Annotated in this window: 14 protein-coding genes; 6 read left to right on the plus strand and 8 right to left on the minus strand. The window is 62.9% G+C overall.

Annotated elements, in window-relative coordinates; all coding sequences use genetic code 11:
• Position 1 precedes the first annotated feature (1 nt).
• The 3 genes from BTHE68_RS34775 to BTHE68_RS34785 all read right to left on the minus strand — a co-directional run bounded on the left by BTHE68_RS34775 (position 2) and on the right by BTHE68_RS34785 (position 3,104).
• A complete protein-coding gene (locus BTHE68_RS34775; RefSeq protein ID WP_162070781.1) occupies positions 2 to 883 on the minus strand; it encodes an isocitrate lyase/PEP mutase family protein in 882 nt (293 codons plus the stop codon).
• Between the two features lie 85 nt (positions 884 to 968).
• Entirely contained in the window at positions 969 to 1,838 is an 870-nt protein-coding gene (locus BTHE68_RS34780; protein WP_162070782.1) for an amidohydrolase family protein, read from the minus strand.
• A 6-nt stretch (positions 1,839 to 1,844) separates the two neighbouring features.
• The gene (locus BTHE68_RS34785; protein WP_162070783.1) at positions 1,845 to 3,104 is read right to left on the minus strand and encodes an MFS transporter; all 1,260 of its coding nucleotides are present in this window, start codon (positions 3,102 to 3,104) and stop codon (positions 1,845 to 1,847) included.
• A 130-nt stretch (positions 3,105 to 3,234) separates the two neighbouring features.
• On the opposite strand from BTHE68_RS34785, the gene BTHE68_RS34790 reads away from it, so the two are divergent.
• From BTHE68_RS34790 to BTHE68_RS34800, 3 genes are all read left to right on the plus strand, one after another.
• The gene (locus tag BTHE68_RS34790) at positions 3,235 to 4,116 is read left to right on the plus strand and encodes a LysR family transcriptional regulator (protein WP_162070784.1); all 882 of its coding nucleotides are present in this window, start codon (positions 3,235 to 3,237) and stop codon (positions 4,114 to 4,116) included.
• A gap of 42 nt (positions 4,117 to 4,158) precedes the next feature.
• The gene (locus tag BTHE68_RS34795; RefSeq protein WP_162070785.1) at positions 4,159 to 5,337 is read left to right on the plus strand and encodes an alpha/beta fold hydrolase; all 1,179 of its coding nucleotides are present in this window, start codon (positions 4,159 to 4,161) and stop codon (positions 5,335 to 5,337) included.
• A 170-nt stretch (positions 5,338 to 5,507) separates the two neighbouring features.
• Positions 5,508 to 6,704: an acyltransferase family protein gene (locus tag BTHE68_RS34800; RefSeq protein ID WP_162070786.1), complete on the plus strand. Its 1,197-nt coding sequence runs from the start codon at positions 5,508 to 5,510 to the stop codon at positions 6,702 to 6,704.
• Here the strand turns inward: BTHE68_RS34800 and BTHE68_RS34805 are convergent.
• Together BTHE68_RS34805 and BTHE68_RS34810 are read right to left on the minus strand one after the other, a co-directional pair.
• Entirely contained in the window at positions 6,683 to 8,047 is a 1,365-nt protein-coding gene (locus BTHE68_RS34805) for an MATE family efflux transporter (protein WP_162070787.1), read from the minus strand. The two genes, BTHE68_RS34800 and BTHE68_RS34805, sit on opposite strands and share 22 nt — an antisense overlap.
• A 340-nt stretch (positions 8,048 to 8,387) precedes the next feature.
• Positions 8,388 to 9,761 carry a sigma-54 dependent transcriptional regulator gene (locus BTHE68_RS34810; protein WP_162070788.1) on the minus strand — a complete coding sequence of 458 codons (1,374 nt, stop codon included), beginning with the start codon at positions 9,759 to 9,761 and terminating at the stop codon, positions 8,388 to 8,390.
• Between the two features lie 410 nt (positions 9,762 to 10,171).
• Here BTHE68_RS34810 and BTHE68_RS34815 point away from each other — a divergent pair, with 410 nt between their 5' ends.
• Complete coding sequence (locus BTHE68_RS34815) at positions 10,172 to 11,083, plus strand: response regulator (protein WP_162070789.1); 912 nt, start codon at positions 10,172 to 10,174, stop codon at positions 11,081 to 11,083.
• Between the two features lie 14 nt (positions 11,084 to 11,097).
• Here the strand turns inward: BTHE68_RS34815 and BTHE68_RS34820 are convergent, their stop codons facing one another.
• The gene (locus tag BTHE68_RS34820; RefSeq protein WP_232078230.1) at positions 11,098 to 15,042 is read right to left on the minus strand and encodes a response regulator; all 3,945 of its coding nucleotides are present in this window, start codon (positions 15,040 to 15,042) and stop codon (positions 11,098 to 11,100) included.
• A 393-nt stretch (positions 15,043 to 15,435) separates the two neighbouring features.
• Between BTHE68_RS34820 and BTHE68_RS34825 the strand changes: the two genes are divergently transcribed.
• Both BTHE68_RS34825 and BTHE68_RS34830 read left to right on the plus strand, forming a co-directional pair.
• Positions 15,436 to 15,609 (plus strand): DUF3563 family protein, encoded by a 174-nt coding sequence (locus tag BTHE68_RS34825; RefSeq protein ID WP_162070790.1) that lies wholly within the window; start codon positions 15,436 to 15,438, stop codon positions 15,607 to 15,609.
• Positions 15,610 to 15,634: 25 nt separating this feature from the next.
• Positions 15,635 to 16,468 (plus strand): alpha/beta fold hydrolase, encoded by an 834-nt coding sequence (locus BTHE68_RS34830; protein ID WP_162070791.1) that lies wholly within the window; start codon positions 15,635 to 15,637, stop codon positions 16,466 to 16,468.
• Here the strand turns inward: BTHE68_RS34830 and BTHE68_RS34835 are convergent.
• Both BTHE68_RS34835 and BTHE68_RS34840 read right to left on the minus strand, forming a co-directional pair.
• The gene (locus BTHE68_RS34835; RefSeq protein ID WP_162070792.1) at positions 16,457 to 17,104 is read right to left on the minus strand and encodes a VC0807 family protein; all 648 of its coding nucleotides are present in this window, start codon (positions 17,102 to 17,104) and stop codon (positions 16,457 to 16,459) included. The genes BTHE68_RS34830 and BTHE68_RS34835 overlap by 12 nt on opposite strands.
• A gap of 145 nt (positions 17,105 to 17,249) precedes the next feature.
• Positions 17,250 to 17,573 carry a hypothetical protein gene (locus tag BTHE68_RS34840; RefSeq protein WP_162070793.1) on the minus strand — a complete coding sequence of 108 codons (324 nt, stop codon included), beginning with the start codon at positions 17,571 to 17,573 and terminating at the stop codon, positions 17,250 to 17,252.
• Positions 17,574 to 17,665 lie beyond the last annotated feature (92 nt).

A 17,665-nucleotide genomic window follows, 5' to 3' on the forward strand; every position in this document is an offset into this window, starting at 1 on the left:
CCTAATCAGCCGCGTACTTGCGGTCGAGTTCGTCGAAAAGCGGCTTGTTCACGAGCCGTTGACGCTCGGCGAAGGGCGCAACGACAGCAGGATCTTCATCGAGCCGTCCTTGCGATTTCAACGCGCCGAGCGCCGTCTGCATGCCGCGCACGGCGCTTTGCAACGCGGCATTCGCATAGAGCACGAGGCTGAAACCGAGACGTTCAAGATCGGCCCGATCGGTCACCGGCGTCTTGCCGCCGATCACGATGTTGATGAGCTGTGGCGCATCGAGCAGCTTCGGCAGCGATGCGATCTGCTCGGGCGTCTCGATTGCCTCGACAAAGAGAATGTCCGCGCCCGCTTCGACGAAGGCGCGCGCACGTTCGATCGCCGCATCGAAGCCTTCCACCGCGCATGCATCGGTGCGCGCGATGATCTGAAAGTTCTCGTCCTCGCGCGCATCCACCGCCGCGCGAATCTTGCCGACCATTTCATTGGTCGAGACAACGGCCTTGCCCGCGAAATGGCCGCACTTCTTCGGCATCACCTGATCTTCGAGTTGAATCGCATCGGCGCCGGCGCGCTCCAGCGTGCGTACCGTATGACGCACGTTGAGCGCATTGCCGAAGCCCGTGTCCGCATCGACGACGAGCGGCAGGTCCACTGCATCGCGAATGCGCGACGTATGCTCCGCGACTTCCGCGAGGCCGATGAAACCGAGGTCCGGCATGCCGAGCGACATGTTCGTCACGCCCGCGCCGGTGATGTAGAGCGCTTCGAAACCGAGATCGGCGGCGACACGCGCGCTCATCGCGTTGAATGCGCCGGGCAGCAGCAGACCGCGCCGTGCGTTGACCCGTTCGCGAAACGCGGCGCGGCGGCGGGAAGAAGAAGTGGTCATGGCTTCGGTTCCGGAAAGAGAGTTCGGGTTCGGCGTCAGCGTATGCAATGCTAACGCGCGTCGCGCTTCGGCGCTCGCACAGCCATCAGGCGAAGCGAAACAGCGCGCGCGCCGCATCGCGCAACACGATGGTACGCAGCGATGCGTCCGGAATCCAGCGGGCGAGCGCATCGCGCGACGCGCCGTAGTCGATCAGCTCGCGATGCTGCGTATGCGGCCAGTCGCTGCCCCATACGAGCCGCGACGCGCCGAAAGAATCGAGCAATGCGGCCGTGAGCGTTTGCCCCAGCGCCGTGCCGTTTTCGTCGCACACGCTGCGATAGGCCGCCGACAGTTTGACCCACACACGCCCGCTTTTCGCGGTCGTCAGAAGATAGCGAAAGCCAGGATCGTTCGCGCCGAATGCAGGATCGGGCCGGCCAAAATGATCGATCACGATCGTGCAGCCTTGTTCGAGTAACGGCGTGATGAGCATCGGCAAATCCACTGCGTCGCGATGAATCTCGACGTGCCAGCCGAGCGCGTTGATTCGCGTGAAGAGCGCGCGCCAATGCGCGTCACGCAGATCGGGCAATGCGAGGCCGATGAGATTCAGCCGCATCCCGACGATACCGTGCGCGGCGAGTTGCTGCAAATCGGCGTCGCTGATCGAAGGATCGATGACGGCCACGCCGCGAAATCGTTGCGGATAGCGTTGCAGCACATCGACGAAAAACGAGTTGTCGGTGCCGAGAAAACTGGGCTGCACCAGCACCGCATGCGAGACGCCGTTCGCGCGCAGGTGCTCCGCATAGGCATCGAGCGTCGCATCGTAATCGGGTGCGTGACGGCGATGCGGCGCGAGCGGCAGACCGCGCACGAAGACATGCGCGTGACTGTCGATTGCTTCGATCGCGGCGGGGGCCGATTCGAGCCATTGCTCATCGGCGAGCGTGGAATGAAGTGAATGTGTCATGGGGCTTCAGGACGAGGCTTGAGCGGGCGCCGTTGCAATGCGGCGGCCTCGTGTTTCAGGCAGCAACAACGCCGCTACGACGACGAGTCCATACGCAATACCCGCGTCGATGCCGAGCGCCTGTCCGAGCGGCATCGAATTGCCCATGTGCCCGACGAGCACCGGAAACACGGCCGACACGACACGCCCGAAGTTGTAGCAGAAGCCGACGCCGGTGCCCCGCACGCCCTGCGGATAAAGCTCGTTGAAAAGCGCGCCGAGCGTCGCGGGAATGCCGGCGGAAAAGAGGCCGAGCGGGAAGCTCAGAATGAGCATCGCGAGATCGCCGATGGGCAGGAACACATAGATATTGACCGTGACCGCGCAGCAGATCGCGAAGAGGATCACGTTCTTGCGGCGGCCGATCTTGTCCTGCAGCCATGCGCTGACGAAGCATCCGACGATGAACGCGGTGATCACCACGGCCAGATAACCGCCCGTGCCGAGCACCGACAAATGACGTTCTGTTTTGAGGTAGGTGGGCAGCCACGTCGTGATCGCGTGATAACCGCCATGCGCGCCGAGTCCGATCAGGCCGCCGACTATCGTCGTGCGCAGCACCGAAGGATGAAAGATGCCGGCGAGGATTGCGAACGCGCCCTGACGTTGCGCGTGATCCGGCTCGCCGGACTTCGCTTCACGCGGCGGCTCTTCGATATTGCGGCGCATATAGACGACGAGCAGCGCGGGAATCAGACCGATGGCGAACAGTACGCGCCAGGCCCAGTCCGGAGAAACCCACGAATACACGATCATGTAGAGCAGCACCGCGCCCGCCCAGCCGAAGCCCCATGCGCTTTGCACGATACCCATGGCCTTGCCGCGATGTTTCGCGCGAATGGTCTCGCTGAGCAATACGGCGCCCGCGGTCCATTCACCGCCGAAGCCGAGTCCTTGCAGCGATTTGAGCACGAGCAACTGTTCGAAATTCTGCGCAAAGGCGCTGAGAAACGTGAAAAGCGAGAACCAGAGCACGGTTATTTGCAGTGCCTTGACGCGCCCGATGCGATCGGACAGCACGCCCGCAAAGAGCCCGCCCAGGGCGCCCGCGACGAGCGTCGCCCCGCCGATCAGCCCCGCTTGTCCCTTGCCGATGCCGCATGTCGCGATGAGCGTCGGAATCACCAGACTGAACAATTGCGTGTCGACGCCATCGAGCGCCCAGCCTGCGAAGCAGCCCCATAGCGTGCGTTTTTCCGCCGTGGAAACTTCACGGTACCAATTCATTTTTGCGTCTCCTGAGCGGGCTTTAAGCCGGCGCATGTTGTGTCATGTGTCACTGCATTCTAGAAATGAATAGCGGCCTCGCATACTATGGATATGTTCATCTTTCATATCGTTTTGATATGCTCGCGACATGGAGACGCGCAACCTCAAATACTTTCTGGCCGTGGTCGATGCAGGCAGCGTCACGCGCGCAGCCGACGTGCTCGATATCGCGCAGCCCGCGCTGAGCCAGGCGCTTTCACGCATGGAACGCGACCTGGGCGTGAAGCTTTTCGAGCGCACGCGCCGCGGGGCGCAATTAACAGCGGCGGGCGAGGCGATCGTCGAAGACATACGCCTGAGCGTGGCGCGCATCGATGCCGCATCGCATCGCGCGCGTGAGATCGGCGCGCAGCGCGGCGGGCGTCTGACGATCGGTTTCGCATCGGCGGCGCTCTTCAGTCTGCTGCCCCGTGCGATTGCGGCGCTGCGCGAGGAAGTGCCCAACGTCGAACTCATGCTCAGGGAAATGAGCAATGCGGAACAGGCGAGCGCGCTGGAGAAGGGCAGCATCGATATCGGTTTGCTGCATACGCCCGTCGCAGTGGGCGGGCGCATGCGCGAGAAGCTCATCGTCAGGGAGCGTCTGCTTGCAGTGCTGCCGCTATCGTTTTCTGTCGGCGATGACGGCAAGGTCGGCCTGAAGGATCTCTCGAATGCGGGGCTCGTGTGGTTTCCGGGCGATCAGCTGCCGGTGGTGCGCGCGGGCATCCTGAGTGCTTTTCGCAAGGCCGGATGCGAGGCGAATGTCGTGCAGGACGCGAATCGCTCGCTGACCGTGCTTGCGTGTGTCGCGGCAGGGTGCGGCGCATCGCTGCTGCCGCAATCGGTCACCGCGCTGCAATTCGCCGGCGTGCGCTTCTGCGATGTGCGCGACGGCGACAACCTTCCCCCCTTCGAACTCAGCGCCATATGGCCCATGCGTTCGCGTCCGACGCTCGCGGACCGCTTCGCGGCCTTGCTCGAAGCATGAACGCGTCGCAAGATGCATTCATGGCCCATTCAGGAGACTCGCATGAATGAACCATTGAGCGATCTGCCGTTGCCGGAGGGCATTCGCGCGCGCATGGTCGACAACGGCAATGGCCTTTCGATGCATGTGCTGGAAGCCGGCTACGATGCGCCGGAGCGGCCCTGCATCGTGCTTCTGCACGGTTTTCCTGAACTCGCCTATAGCTGGCGCAAGATCATGAAGCCGCTTGCCGATGCGGGCTTTTATGTCGTCGCGCCGGATCAGCGAGGTTATGGACGCACGACCGGCGGCGCTGTTTCGTTCGATGCCGACCTGAACGAATTCACCTTTCCGAATCTCGTGCGCGATGTGCTGGGTCTCGTATCGGCGCTGGGTTATCGAAGGGTGGCGTCGGTGATCGGCCATGACTTCGGCTCGCCCGTGGCGGCCTGGTGCGCATTGATTCGTCCCGACGTGTTCGCGTCCGTCGTGATGATGAGCGCGCCGTTCGCCGGGCCGCCGGCATTCGCGTTCAACACCGCAAAGGACGATGCGCGGCTTGCGCGCGTCGAAACGGCTTCATCGATCATGGACGAGGCGGTCAGGGCGCTCGCATCGCTCGATCCGCCGCGCAAGCATTATCAATGGTATTACTCGGGCGCACAGGCCAACGACGACATGTGGCACGCGCCGCAAGGGCTCGCGGCGTTCCTGCGCGCGTACTACTACGTGAAGAGCGCGGACTGGGCGGGCAATCAACCGCATCCGCTTGCATCGGTGAGCGCCGAACAACTCGCGATGCTGCCGACTTATTACGTGATGAACGCGGATGCCACGATGCCGCAGACCGTCGCCGGACACATGCCCGGCGCGGACGACATCGCTGCATGCGCGTGGCTCACCGACCGGGACTTGGACGTGTATGCGGGCGAATACGCGCGCACGGGCTTTCAGGGCGGGTTGAACTGGTATCGCTGCGGCACCGACGCGCGCTATGCGGCGGCATTGCGCATGTGGTCGGGACGCACGATCGACGTGCCGTCATGCTTCGTCGCGGGCGCGAGCGACTGGGGCTACTACCAGCGTCCGGGCGATTTCGAAGCGATGCGTGTTCTCGCCTGCACGGACTTTCGCGCAACGCATCTGATCGAAGGGGCGGGGCATTGGGTGCAACAGGAGCAGGCGAGTACGGTCGCGAGCCGCATCCTGCGGTTTTTGAGGCGGGATGCGCCCGCCGTCTAGACGATTGAACCCGTCCCGCCAACGCGAAAATTGTATCTGTACGTGTATGAAGTTTCTTCTTGTAAGACTTGCCGCTTATAGCCGATGCTGCGGAACTTCGTCGAAAACACCGTTGTCCACGGGCCTCGCAGCCTTTGAAGGTCGGCATCAACCGCGAGGAGAATATATCGATGGAGCAAGGACGTGTTGCCGCGCTCGACGCAGGCCGGGCGCTCGCGATCGTCGGGGTCGTAGCAGTTCACCTGTCATTTCAGTTTCCCAATCTGCCCGGTGCCGTGACGCTCGTCGCGCGCATGGGCCAATACGGCGTGCAGTTATTCTTCGTGATCAGCGCGATCACGATCTTCATGACGCTCGAAACGGATCACGCGCGCTGCGCGGATGCGCGTCATGTCACGCTGCGCTTTTATATCAAGCGCTTCTTTCGCATTGCGCCGCTGTACTACGCGGCGATCGCGATCTACGGTCTCATCAGCTATGGCGCGATGCGCTCGGGCGTCGAACGCGCATGGATCCTCGGCGCGCACGGTCCAATGGACATCCTGCTCAACATGGTGTTTCTGCACGCGCTGTCGCCGACGGCGATCAACAACGTCGTGCCCGGCGGATGGTCGATCGGCGTGGAAATGCTGTTCTATCTGATCGCGCCGCTGCTGTTTTTCCTGGCGATGAATCGTGTGCGTTTGTTGCTGGCCACGGTCCTGCTGCTCGGACTATCGCTTGGCGTGCTGTCGATGAGCGATTGCAACGGTACGCTCGATTGCAATGTCGCCAACAACACGTTCAGCTATTTCTGGCCGCCGGTGCAGGGCCCGTGTTTCATCATCGGCATGTGGGCGTGGTATGCGTTCCGCCCGCATCTGCTCGGCGCCGCCGATGTGACGAAGTCCAGGGTATGGCTCTTTCTTTCGCTGGCCGTGGGGTTCGCGCTGATGACGGGCGCGCTCGGTGTATGGCTTGACAAGGCGCACGCGCTCGCCCCGGTGTTCGCCGCGTGCAGCGCGGTGGCATTTCTCCTGTTCGTGTGCACGCGCCGCGCCCGCAATCATCGCGATGCAATGCGTCGGGCGCCGCGCATCACGTTCATCCGACGATGCGCCGCCGCGCTCGGCCGCGAAAGTTATGGCATTTATCTCTGGCACTTCATCTGCGTCTACGCGACGTTTCATTTCTTCGACCGCGCGTTCGGGGAGACGGATGGCGAAACGTCGCTTGCGTTGTTCGGCGCGACGCTGATCGCGGTGCTCGTCGTGTCTTATGGTCTCTCGCGTGTGTCCGACCGCTTGATACAGGGACGTGCGACGCGCCTGTCGAGACGCCTGCTCGCATCGATCGATCGACGTTTTCATCTGACGCGCGACGCCTGAACGCGAGGACGCGCATGGAGTTCGAAACGCCTGCCCCGGTTTCGATAGAGCACGATGCTCGCCGCAAGCGTAGCCAGTTCGGTTACAGCGACGGTCATCCAGAGACCGCGCGGCCCGAGCCATTCGGTCAGCAGCCACAGCATCATCAACAGCAATAGCCAACTGCGCAGCAAGGCGACGATCAACGAGGCGAGCGGTGCTTCGATCGCCGTCAGATAGCCGCTGATCGCGACGTTGATGGCGGCGGGCAAGAAGGCGAGCGCGCACCACGGCAAGGCATCGCGCAGCAGTGCCTGCGCTGCGGGACTGTCGGGCAGGAAGAGCGCGCCGAGCGGTTGCGCGAGCGTGAGAATCGCGAACGCGGCGGCGAGCGCGAAGCCCGCCGTAACCGATATGCCGATGGAAAACGCGCGCGACACCGCGTGCGCGTTGCCCGCGCCACGCTGAAAGCTCACGATAGGCTGCATGCTTTGCACGAGCGCGACCATCGTGACCGATGCGATCATCGTCATATATTCGACGACAGCGAATGCGACGAGTCCCGTATCGCCGAGCCAGCGCAATACCGCGTGATTGAACGCGAACAGCGTGACGCTCGGCGCGATCTCACCCAAAAATTCCGACACGCCGTTGTAGGCCATGCGCCATGCATGATCGAGGCGCGCGAAGGCACGGGCGACGGGACGAACGCGTTGCGCCTTGATGAAGTGATAAGCCAGCATCGGGATGCAGGCGAGCGCCTGACTGATGCCCGACGCGATCGCCGCGCCGCGCATGCCCCAGTCCATCTGGCCCACCATCCACCATGTCAATGCGACATCGGCGATGCCGCCCGCGATCAGGCAGACGAGACCGAACTTCGCCGCGCCTTCGATGCGCAAGAAGAGTTCGAGCGCATAGCATGCGGTCGGGAACAGCACGAACGGCGCATAGGCATGCAGGAAGTCTTTGGCGAGACGCGCGAGTTCGCCGCGTGCGCCGGTCCATTGCACGAACGTGTCGGCATGGAAATAGATGGCGAGCGCGAAGGCGACACCGCACAGACCGAGCAACCATAACGCCTGCGTAAAGGCTTCGGCGGCATCGCGTTCGCGCCGCTCGCCGAGCAGGCGCGAGACGAGCGTCGAACCGCCCACACCGATCATCACGCTGAACGCATAAGGCAGATAGAGCAGCGGGACGAGCAGATTCAACGCGGCCAGCGCATCGGCGCCGACGTGACGCGCGATGAATATGCCGCTGATGACCGAATGCATGCAGTAGACCCACGCGGCGAGCACGGTGGGTACGGCATAGTTCGAGAATTGACGAACGAGGGAAGTATTGTTATTGAGCGAAACCATGATTGATACGACTCGACGTTACTCGCTGCACGCCAGTGCCCGCACACGAGGGAGTCGACGTGCGAGTCAAAGTTATGGCATGGCGCAAAAGCGCGATATGGACGCGCCGAAAAGCATTCGGGCGGGCCGCATATGAATGAAACGTGACTGCGCAGCGCGTGGTCTGGCGTCGCGAGAATGCGCCAGCGGGCTACGAGAGGAAATGCATGACGAGGCTAACGGCGCATGATGCGCGCACGCCGCTTCAGGCTTTCACGATGCATCGATTGCGATGCGGTGGTTGGAGTGACTAACGCGAATAAAGGTTCCTTTTCGCGTTGTTAAGCGAATCATGAAACGCTTAAGCCCCTGACGCCTCCAGCGGCCGATCCGTCTTTGCGCGCAAGCCATACGCCGTCAACATGCGATACAGCGTGACGCGAGAGATGCCCAGTTCATCCGCAGCTTCACCGAGTCGTCCACGATGGCGCAGCAGCGCCACTTCGATCGCCTGCCGCTCGGCGGCCTCGCGTGCCTGCGCGAGCGTCATCGGTGCGGCTTCTGCGTACTCACCGAGTTCGAGATCGCTTGCGAGAATCTGCCTGCCTTCCGACATGACGATCGCGCGGCGCACACGATTGATCAGCTCGCGCACGTTGCCGGGCCAGCCATAGTTATGAAGTGCCGCAATCGCACAAGGCGAAAAGCCGCGCAGCCGCCGGCTCGCGTCCTTTCTGAAGCGCTCGAGCATGTGATTCGCGAGCAACTCGATATCCTTGCCGCGCACGCGCAGCGGCGGCTCGTCGATCTGCAATACACACAGACGATGGTACAAGTCCGCGCGGAAGCGTCCTTCGATCATCGCGGTTTGCATATCGACGTGCGTCGCCGAGATGATGCGCACATCGACATCGGTCGAACCTTGTCCGCCCAGCCGCTCGATCTTGCGTTCCTGCAGAAAGCGCAACAGGCTCGCCTGGCTTTCGAGCGGCAAATCGCCGATTTCATCGAGAAAGAGCGTGCCGCCATCGGCGGCTTCGACGCGGCCGATCTTGCGCTGATTCGCGCCGGTGAACGCGCCGCGCTCATATCCGAAGAGTTCCGATTGCAGCAGGTGCGCGGGAATCGCGCCGCAATTGATCGCGACGAATGGTTGATCGCGCCGCACCGAACGCTCGTGGATTGCGACCGCCGTGAGTTCCTTGCCGGTGCCGGATTCGCCGGAGATGAACACGGGCGCATCGGTCATGGCGACTTTGCGGATCGAACGATACAGCGCCTGCATCGCGTCGCAGGAGCCGACCATGCCGCCTTCCTTGAAGTCGTCCTTGCGGGGATCGTTGCAGGCCGTGTCGTGCAGAGAAACCATGCCGTAAGCATGCCCGACCGCATCGACGAGACGATCCGCTGAAGCAGGCACTGTCACATAGTCGAAACAGAAGTCGCGAATCAGGCGGCAAATCTCGGGGCTTTCGACATGTTCGGCATCGACCGCCGCAACCCAGCCGATCTGATAACTCGCGAGCAAGCCAGTCAGCGTGGCCGCTTCCTTCGCATAGCCACGACTCGTCAGATCGACGATGCCGGCGGCGGCGCGCTTGCCTTGCTTGCTGGATTTGAGCGGCTTCGCAGGATCGATGCGCTCGATGGACCATCCCCGAGCGTGCAAACGCTCGGCCAGATCCTCCGATACCGCGCGCCCAGCGAAATAGAGCGTTCTGGCTTCCCCGTACATGGCTTTTTCCCGACTTTTATAGGTATTGCCTCAGTATGCGCCCGGAAAGGTCAGCCGAAAAAGCCTCGCAAACGATAACCCGATTTTAAATGTTTACATTGATCGGCCGAATCGATTGAAAACGTCGGAGCATTTTTTGCGACACGGTCGTGCGAAATTTTCGCGTACGTCTGTGCTTTGGCGCACATTGCGTTACGCCATATGGCTTTCGAGGCCGAAGCGGGCGTCGGCATGAATTACTTATCTGCTTATGAATATGATTTGTTCAGCAAGTATCTGTGGAAATGAAATTGTGCGCCCGCTGAAATATCAGATAATTAATACCTGCAGATAATTTTTGAGTTTGCGACACCGTCATCGCGGGCGTAGAGTTCGTGCATGTTTCTTGTCTGATGAATACCCGTTCGAACATGGATAAAGCAGACCACTCCGCTTCAGCCTATCAACCGCGCCTGTTGCTCGTCGACGACGATCCGGCCATGATCCGCATCATCGGCGAAATGCTCGCCGAATTTCCCGACCAGCGTTTTGCCACCACCGGCGAAGCCGCGCTCGCCCTGGCGCGCGAAGCGACGCCCGATCTCATTCTGCTCGATGCGAACCTGCCCAACATGACGGGCTTCGATGTCTGCGAGATCCTCAAGAGCGATGCGAAGCTCGCGCGTGTGCCGGTGATATTCGTCACCAGTCACGACGCGCCCGCGCTCGAAGTCGATGCCTTTCGCATTGGCGCGGCCGATTACGTGATCAAACCGCTCGTCGCGCCGCGCCTGCAAGCGCGCGTGCGAGCGCAACTCAGTCTGAGACGCCGCGTGATGGAAGCGCAGGCGCGTCTGCACGAGGCGGGCGTGCAAGCGGCGCCCAAGCCTACGGGCGTGCGCGTGCTGGGCATCCTCGCGGACGACATGGTCGAAGCGCATCGTCACGCGCTTCAGTCGATCGGCGCGCTCGACGTGGTGACGGACTGCGAAGCCGCGCTGCGTCTCGCGCAGAACAAGGAACCGGACGCGATCGTGCTCGATGCGCGTTGCTGCGACAACCCTTGCGAAGCGGTGCATGCATTGCTCGCAAAGCTTCCTCACGTGCCCATCGTCGTGCTCGCGGATGCACGCGATGTCCAGACCGAGCAATGCACACTCGATGCGGGCGCGGCCGATGTCATCGCAAGGCCAGCTCGCTCCGCTGTGCTGCACGCGCGCGTGCTGGCCGCGTTGGACTCGGCGAAAAAGGCGCTGGACGAGTCGCGCGCATTGCTGGATTCATCGGCAGGCGCGCGCGTTCATCCGTTTCCGGTGTTCGCGCGTGATGCGCGCGGTGGCTGAGCGATAACTTCCGTTCAGGCCTGTTCGAGCATCTCGCGCGCCATTCTGGATGCGTGCGCGAAGTCGAGCGCACGCACGCGCGTGAGGAAATCCGCGAAGTCCTCGCGATAACCATTCGGTGCATGCGGCGACAGCTTCTCTGATAGCGCGATCGCCTGCAGATTCGATGCATCCAGCAGTTCGATTATCGCGGTCAGATGCGCGCGCCAGTCTTCATCTTCGAGCGGCGGCGCGCTCTGTTCCGATTCCGTGGGCGCCTGCGGCCGGCCGAATTCATCGACGAGCTGCGCGACGCTCGATGCAAGCAATCGCCGCATTTGCGGCAGGTTCACGCGCGTCGTGTCGAGCATGTGCGTCTCGTTTTCGAGCGTGGCGGCCAGCTTCGCGAGCGCTGCCGCGCCGATCGTGCCCGCGCTGCCTTTGATCGCATGCAGCATCGATGCGGCGCCTTGCGCGTCGCCCGTGGCGAGCGCGGTGGCGAGCCGTGTCAGTTGCGTGTCGGCCTGCGCGCCGAAGCCGTCAGCCGCATTCCGGATCAGATCGATATTGCCGCCGAAACGCGCGACGATCGAATCGCGTGGCTCGATGATCGACTCCGCGTGCGCATCCTGCGTGTGCGGTTCCGTCGGCGTGTGTCCGGCTTGCGCGCGCAACACCGTGACGAGCCGCTCCACGTCGATCGGCTTGCCGACATGATCGTTCATGCCCGCCTGCAAACAGGCCTCGCGATCCGCACTCGATGCGTTGGCCGTCATCGCGATGATGGGCAGCGCGGCGAAGCGGCCATCCGCACGAATGAGGCGCGTGGCTTCGAGGCCGTCGAGATCGGGCATCTGCACGTCCATCAGCACGGCATCGAAGCGCGTATCGTCGGCCACGATCCTGTCGACGCCTTCGCGACCGCTTTGCGCGAGCGACACGTGCGCGCCTTCCGCGAGCAACAGCCCTTCGGCGACTTGACGATTGAGCTCGTTGTCCTCGACCACGAGCAGCGCAAGTCCCTGGAGGCGCTGCGCTTTGACCGCAGGCGGCATCGTCTGAAGTTGCGCGGCTTCGATATCGCCGGGCAATGCGGCGCGAATCGCGGCGACGAGTTGCTTCGTCGTCACGGGCTTCGTCAGAAAGCCCGCGAAGGGCGCGGCGCCGTCGTCCTGCGCTTCTCTCAGGACTTCGCGGCCAAAGGCGGTGACGAGCAGCACGAGCGGCGGCGCAATCTTCACGTCCATCGCGCGGATCTGCTTCGCCGTGCTCAGGCCGTCGAGTCCGGGCATGCGCCAGTCGAGCAGGGCGATGTCGTAAGGCGCACCACGCCGCGCCGCCGCGCCGATACGCTCGACCGCATCGCTTCCGCTCGTCACGAGATCCGCCTGCCAGCCGAGCGAACGTACCGTGCGCGAGAGAATCTCGCCGGCGATCGCGTTGTCGTCGGCGATGAGAATGCGCGCGCCTCGATGAAGCGTCGCGCGTTCGTCATGCGATAGCACGCCGGACGCTTCCACGCCGAGCGTGATATCGAACCAGAAGCGGCTGCCTTCTCCCAGACGGCTTTCGACTTCGAGCTGGCCGCCCATCATCGCGACGAGCCGCTTGCTGATTACGAGCCCGAGGCCGGAACCGCCGTAACGTCGCGAAGTGGAGGCCTCGGCCTGCGTAAAGCCTTCGAAGATGCGTTCGAGTTGTTCCTCGCTGATGCCGATGCCGCTGTCGCTCACCGCGATGCGTACGCGCATCGACGCGCCTGTTGCATCGTGCGAGCTTTCGAGTCGATGGACGCTCACGACGATCTGCCCCGCCGACGTGAACTTGAGCGCGTTTCCCGCGAGGTTGATGAGCACCTGCTGAAGCCGGAAGCCATCGCCGACGAGCACGGAAGGCAAGCTCGGGTCGAGATCGAACAGCACTTCGACGTCTTTCGCGCCCTGATTGCCCGACAGCACGATGCCCAGTTCTTCCATCAGCTTTTCAGGCTCGAACGGATGGATATCGAGTTGCAGCTTGCCTGCTTCGATCTTCGAATAGTCGAGGATGTCGTTGAGCAGACTCAGCAGCGATTTCGCGGCAGTTTCGGCCTTGCTCACGTAGTCCTGCTGGCGGTTGTCGAGCGAGGTCAGTTGCACGAGATGCAGCATGCCGAGCACGGCGTTCATCGGTGTGCGGATTTCGTGACTCATGTTCGCGAGGAACGAGGATTTGGCCGCGCTCGCCGCGTCGGCCTGTTCCTTCGCGTCGCGCAGATGGAATTCCAGCTGATATTGATCGGTGACGTCGTAGTTCACGCCCGTCATCACGACGGGCACGCCGTCCGCGTTGCGCTGCGTGCGCAGGCCGCTCTGGATGCGCCGCGTCGTGCCGTCCGGAAGAACGATGCGAAACGGCGGCAGCGTCTCGGTTTCTCCCGCAGCGGCGGCGCGCACGTCGGCCATGATGCTGTCGTGGTCGTCGGGATGAACCCGCAAGCGCCAGTGCTCGAAGTGCAGACCGTTGTCGAGCAATTCCGGCGGGTACTGATAGATCTCGAACATGCGCGCGTTCCAGTGCAGCTTGCCCGTGGCGATATCCCACGACCAGATGCCCAGTTCGGCGATTTCAGCGGCCAGCAGCAACTGATCGCGCGCGTCGGCAAGCTCGCTGCGTTCCTTTCTCTGGCGCGAGATATCCGTAATTACCGATACAAAATGCAAAGCGCCATCCAGACGCATGGCGCCCGTCGAGACGTGCGCCGGAAACGAGGTGCCGTCCTTGCGCTGTCCCGCGAGTTCGCAATCAGCGGTCGCGACGCCTGTCGGCCCCTTGAATTGCATGATGTATTCGTTATACGCATCCAGATGATGGGGCGGCACCAGCATGCGGATGTTCTGTCCGATGACCTCCTTCGCCTTGTAGCCGAACACCCTTTCGCCCGCCGAGTTGAACGAGCGGATTGCGCCGCGCTCGTCCACGGTGATGATCGGGCTGATGGCGGTGTCGAGCACGGTCTGGGTGGTCGCGAGGCTGCGGACGAGTTCCTGCCTGATGCGGATACGCGCGTTGACCTGTCGCACGAGGGTCGAGCCGAACATCGCCAGCACGAGCGCGAGCACGATCGACACGCACGCGTGCCAGACCGTGTCCCGCCACCAGGGCGCGAGGATCTCATCGCGTGAAAGCGCCGCGGCCACGAACAACGGATAGTCCTGCAATTCCCGCAGGCTGTTGAGGCGCGTGACGTGATCTTGCGACGAGCGCGTCGTGAACACGCCCGAACCGTCGTGTTCGAGATGCGCGCGATACAGCGCGGTATCGATTACGTTCTTGCCCACGAAGCGATCCTCGAACGGGCGGCGCACGACCATCACGCCTGAATTCAGCACGAGCACGGCCGCGCCCGATTGCCCGAGGTCGAGGCTGTCATAGAAACGCGAGAAGAACTCGATGTCGATGGTCGCGAGCGCGACGCCCGCGAAGCTGCCGTCGGGCGCATCGATGCGGCGCGATACCGGCACGATCCATTTGCCCGTCGAGCGGCTCTTCACGGGCGGGCCGATATGAGAGTTCTGATCGGTGTGGGTGCGGTGATATTCGAAGTATTCGCGGTCGGAATTGTTGAAGCGCGAGTCGAGCCGGGGCTGTGAGTTGACGAGCCACGCGCCGTTCTTGTCGTAGATGAAGAGGCCGTTCAATTGCGGCAACTGCTGCACGCGCGTGACCAGAGAACGATGAATGCGCGCGAGCGCTTCGGGCGACGTGCCGTCCTCCTCGACGCGTTCCACCATGCCGATGAGCGTCGTGTCGGCTTCCTTGAAGGTGTCGTTCGCGTGCTGCGCCATCGCGCGCGCGAGGTTCGACGTCGCCGAAGTCATCTCGTCCATCTGCACGCGGCGCGCGGCGACGCTGCGCCACACGTCGGTGCCGATCAGAAGCACGCAGACGACGACGATGAACACCGTCATCCTTGAAGTGAGCGAATGGCGAATGAGCACGCCGTTGTCTCCGAGTGAAAGCAGCCGTATCTTATCGCGCGGCCATCAGACCCGTTTACGGCGCGGTTTCATGAAAGCTTGAGTCGGCGCCGAAGGAATATTCGCCGCGTTAGCGCGGTATCGAGAGCATGGATTCGCTTTCGGATCGTCCGATGATGTGTTTGTCGGTTGCCCGCTCTCGGAACTGAAAGCGTTGGTTCGCGCCCGACATTTTATCAGCCGGCGCGCGGCTGAATTCGCGTCGTGCCTTGTCGCACGGTGGTTTCGGGAAACTGGCACGGAGGCTGCATTCAAAGCCGACACCCGCCGCCTCAGCGACCTCGCTTCAGCACGTTGCACGTTCGCTCAGCCGGCATGTCATTGACCGACCCGTTAGTGCAAGTGGAGCGAATCATGTTGGGATACCTGATCAATTTTTCGAGAGATATCGTGCTGCCGTTTCTGGTCGGCCGGACCGAAGTGCTGCTGGATCGCGCGGAACATGGCCGGCGCGATGCCTATCTCGCATCGTCCGTCGATATCGGCGAACTCGAGCGTCGTATGCGTGCCGTCGACATCGACGAGTGATCTTCAACGAACCGGGAACGCATGGATGAAGATGTCGAACGACCAACACGCCGACGCGCCCGTCATCGCGCTGCATTGCTCCGGCGCGGGCGCGAATCAATGGCGCCAGCTCGGCGAAACGCTTGATGCACTCGGCTCCGCCAGAACGCGCTACACGCTCATCGCGCCGGAGCATTACGGCTGCGATAGCGTGGGCCCGTGGAGCGGCGAGCGCGCTTTCACGCTCGCGGACGAAGCGGCGCGCACGGTCGAGATCATCGATCGCCAGCGCGGCAAGGTGCATCTCGTCGGGCATTCGTACGGCGGCGGCGTCGCGTTGCGCGCCGCGCTGGAAAGGCCCCACGGCGTCGCGAGCATCACGCTCTATGAACCGTCGGCGTTTCATTTGCTGAAGGGCATGGGCGCGCGTGGCGCGGCGGAATTCGCGGAGATTCTCGCGATCGCGGCGCGCACGGCGGAAGGCGTCGTCACGGGCGATCTGCGTGGCGCGGCAAGCTCGTTCGTCGATTACTGGAGCGGACGGGGCGCGTGGTCGGCGTTGCGGCCTTCCATTCAGGCCATGCTCACACGCTGGGTGCCGAAAGCGCCGCTCGATTTTCGCGCGCTGATTCACGAGCCCACACCGGCGAGCGCGTATGCCGCCTTGCGCATTCCCACGCTCGTGATGCGCGGCGAGCATGCGCCCGCGCCGACGCGCCTTATCGCCGAGACGCTGCCTGATCTGATGCCGGCGGCGAAGCTGATCGTCGTGCCCGATGCGGGCCACATGGGGCCGCTCACGCACGCGCCGGCGGTGAACGCGGCGATCGCGCGTCATATCGCCCAGTGCGATGCGCCCGCCGATAACCTAGCCGAGTAGCCCGTCGCGTGACGGCGCGCTCTTGCCCTGACGTTCGATGAGCCGTGCGCGAAACCAGAACGTCCACGCGAGCAGCCCGCCGTAGATCGCGTAGCTCACGACCGGCGATACGACGAGGTAGCGCTCGACCGGCCAGGTCCACGCGAACCAGAAACGCAATAGCGTTTCGAGCGATAGTCCCACGCCCCACACGAACGTCATGAGCCGCAGCGACGCGCGCAGCATCGCGCTTTCGCTCCAGTACGCCTCGAAGCGCTCGGCGCCGTTTTCCTGTTCGCGCGTGACGGTGGCGCGCGCGAGATAGAAGATGAGCGGACGTTCGAAGAACAGCGAGACCAGGAACACGATGCCCGTCGCGCCCGCTGCCAGCGATTCGCGCACGAGCAGAATGCGCGGGCTGCCGCCCATCGCGAGCATCACGATCGACAGCGCGATGCCGAACAGCACGAGCGCGGAGAGCGCATCGACACGACGCGAGCGCGCGAACTCGACGATGCTCCACACGAGCGGCGGCGCGGCCGACGCATAGAGCGCGCCGACATCGCCCCAATACGGCAGCGCCACGCGATACGCCAGCCATGGCAGCAGCAGATTGGCGGCGAGTTCCAGCACGAGACCGGGCTTGATCTTTTTCATGGACTCGAAAGTGTGCGCCTGAGCGCCTGGGCCATGAGTCAAGTATAAAAGATCGGACGTGCGCGAATGTACGCGCGCGCGCGGTCGATTGGCGGGGATATAGAGCGCCGCCCGGCCCAGCGGGCGGCGGCGTGAAGGGATGGGCTTACTTTTTCGGGGCGGTGGCTGTGGCGGCCGCTCCGTTACGCGCTGCGTTCGCTGCGTTCGCGTTGTTCGCGGCGTTGGCGGTGTTCGGGTTATAGGCTGGATTTGCGTTGTAGCTCGGATTGGCCGTGTTCGCGTTCGGGGTGTTCGAATAGTTGTTCGCGGGCTTCGGCTGGAGCGTCTGATTGATGACGCCCATCTGTCCCATCTTCTTTGCGGCCTGACTGTCCGCACTGGCTGCCGTGGCGAAGCACATGCCGGCCACGCCGGCGATCAACGCAATATGCATGGCGCGACGGTGCGCGCGATTGCGGCTCTTCTTCATGACGGCCTCCTTGGCTCATGCTCGCCATGCGGATGCACAGCCAGCGCCTTCATTGTGTGCAAGGACGATGCCCGGAAACAGGAGGGTTTTGC

This window comes from Burkholderia sp. THE68 (genome assembly GCF_009938265.1).
In the GTDB taxonomy this organism is placed as follows: domain Bacteria; phylum Pseudomonadota; class Gammaproteobacteria; order Burkholderiales; family Burkholderiaceae; genus Caballeronia.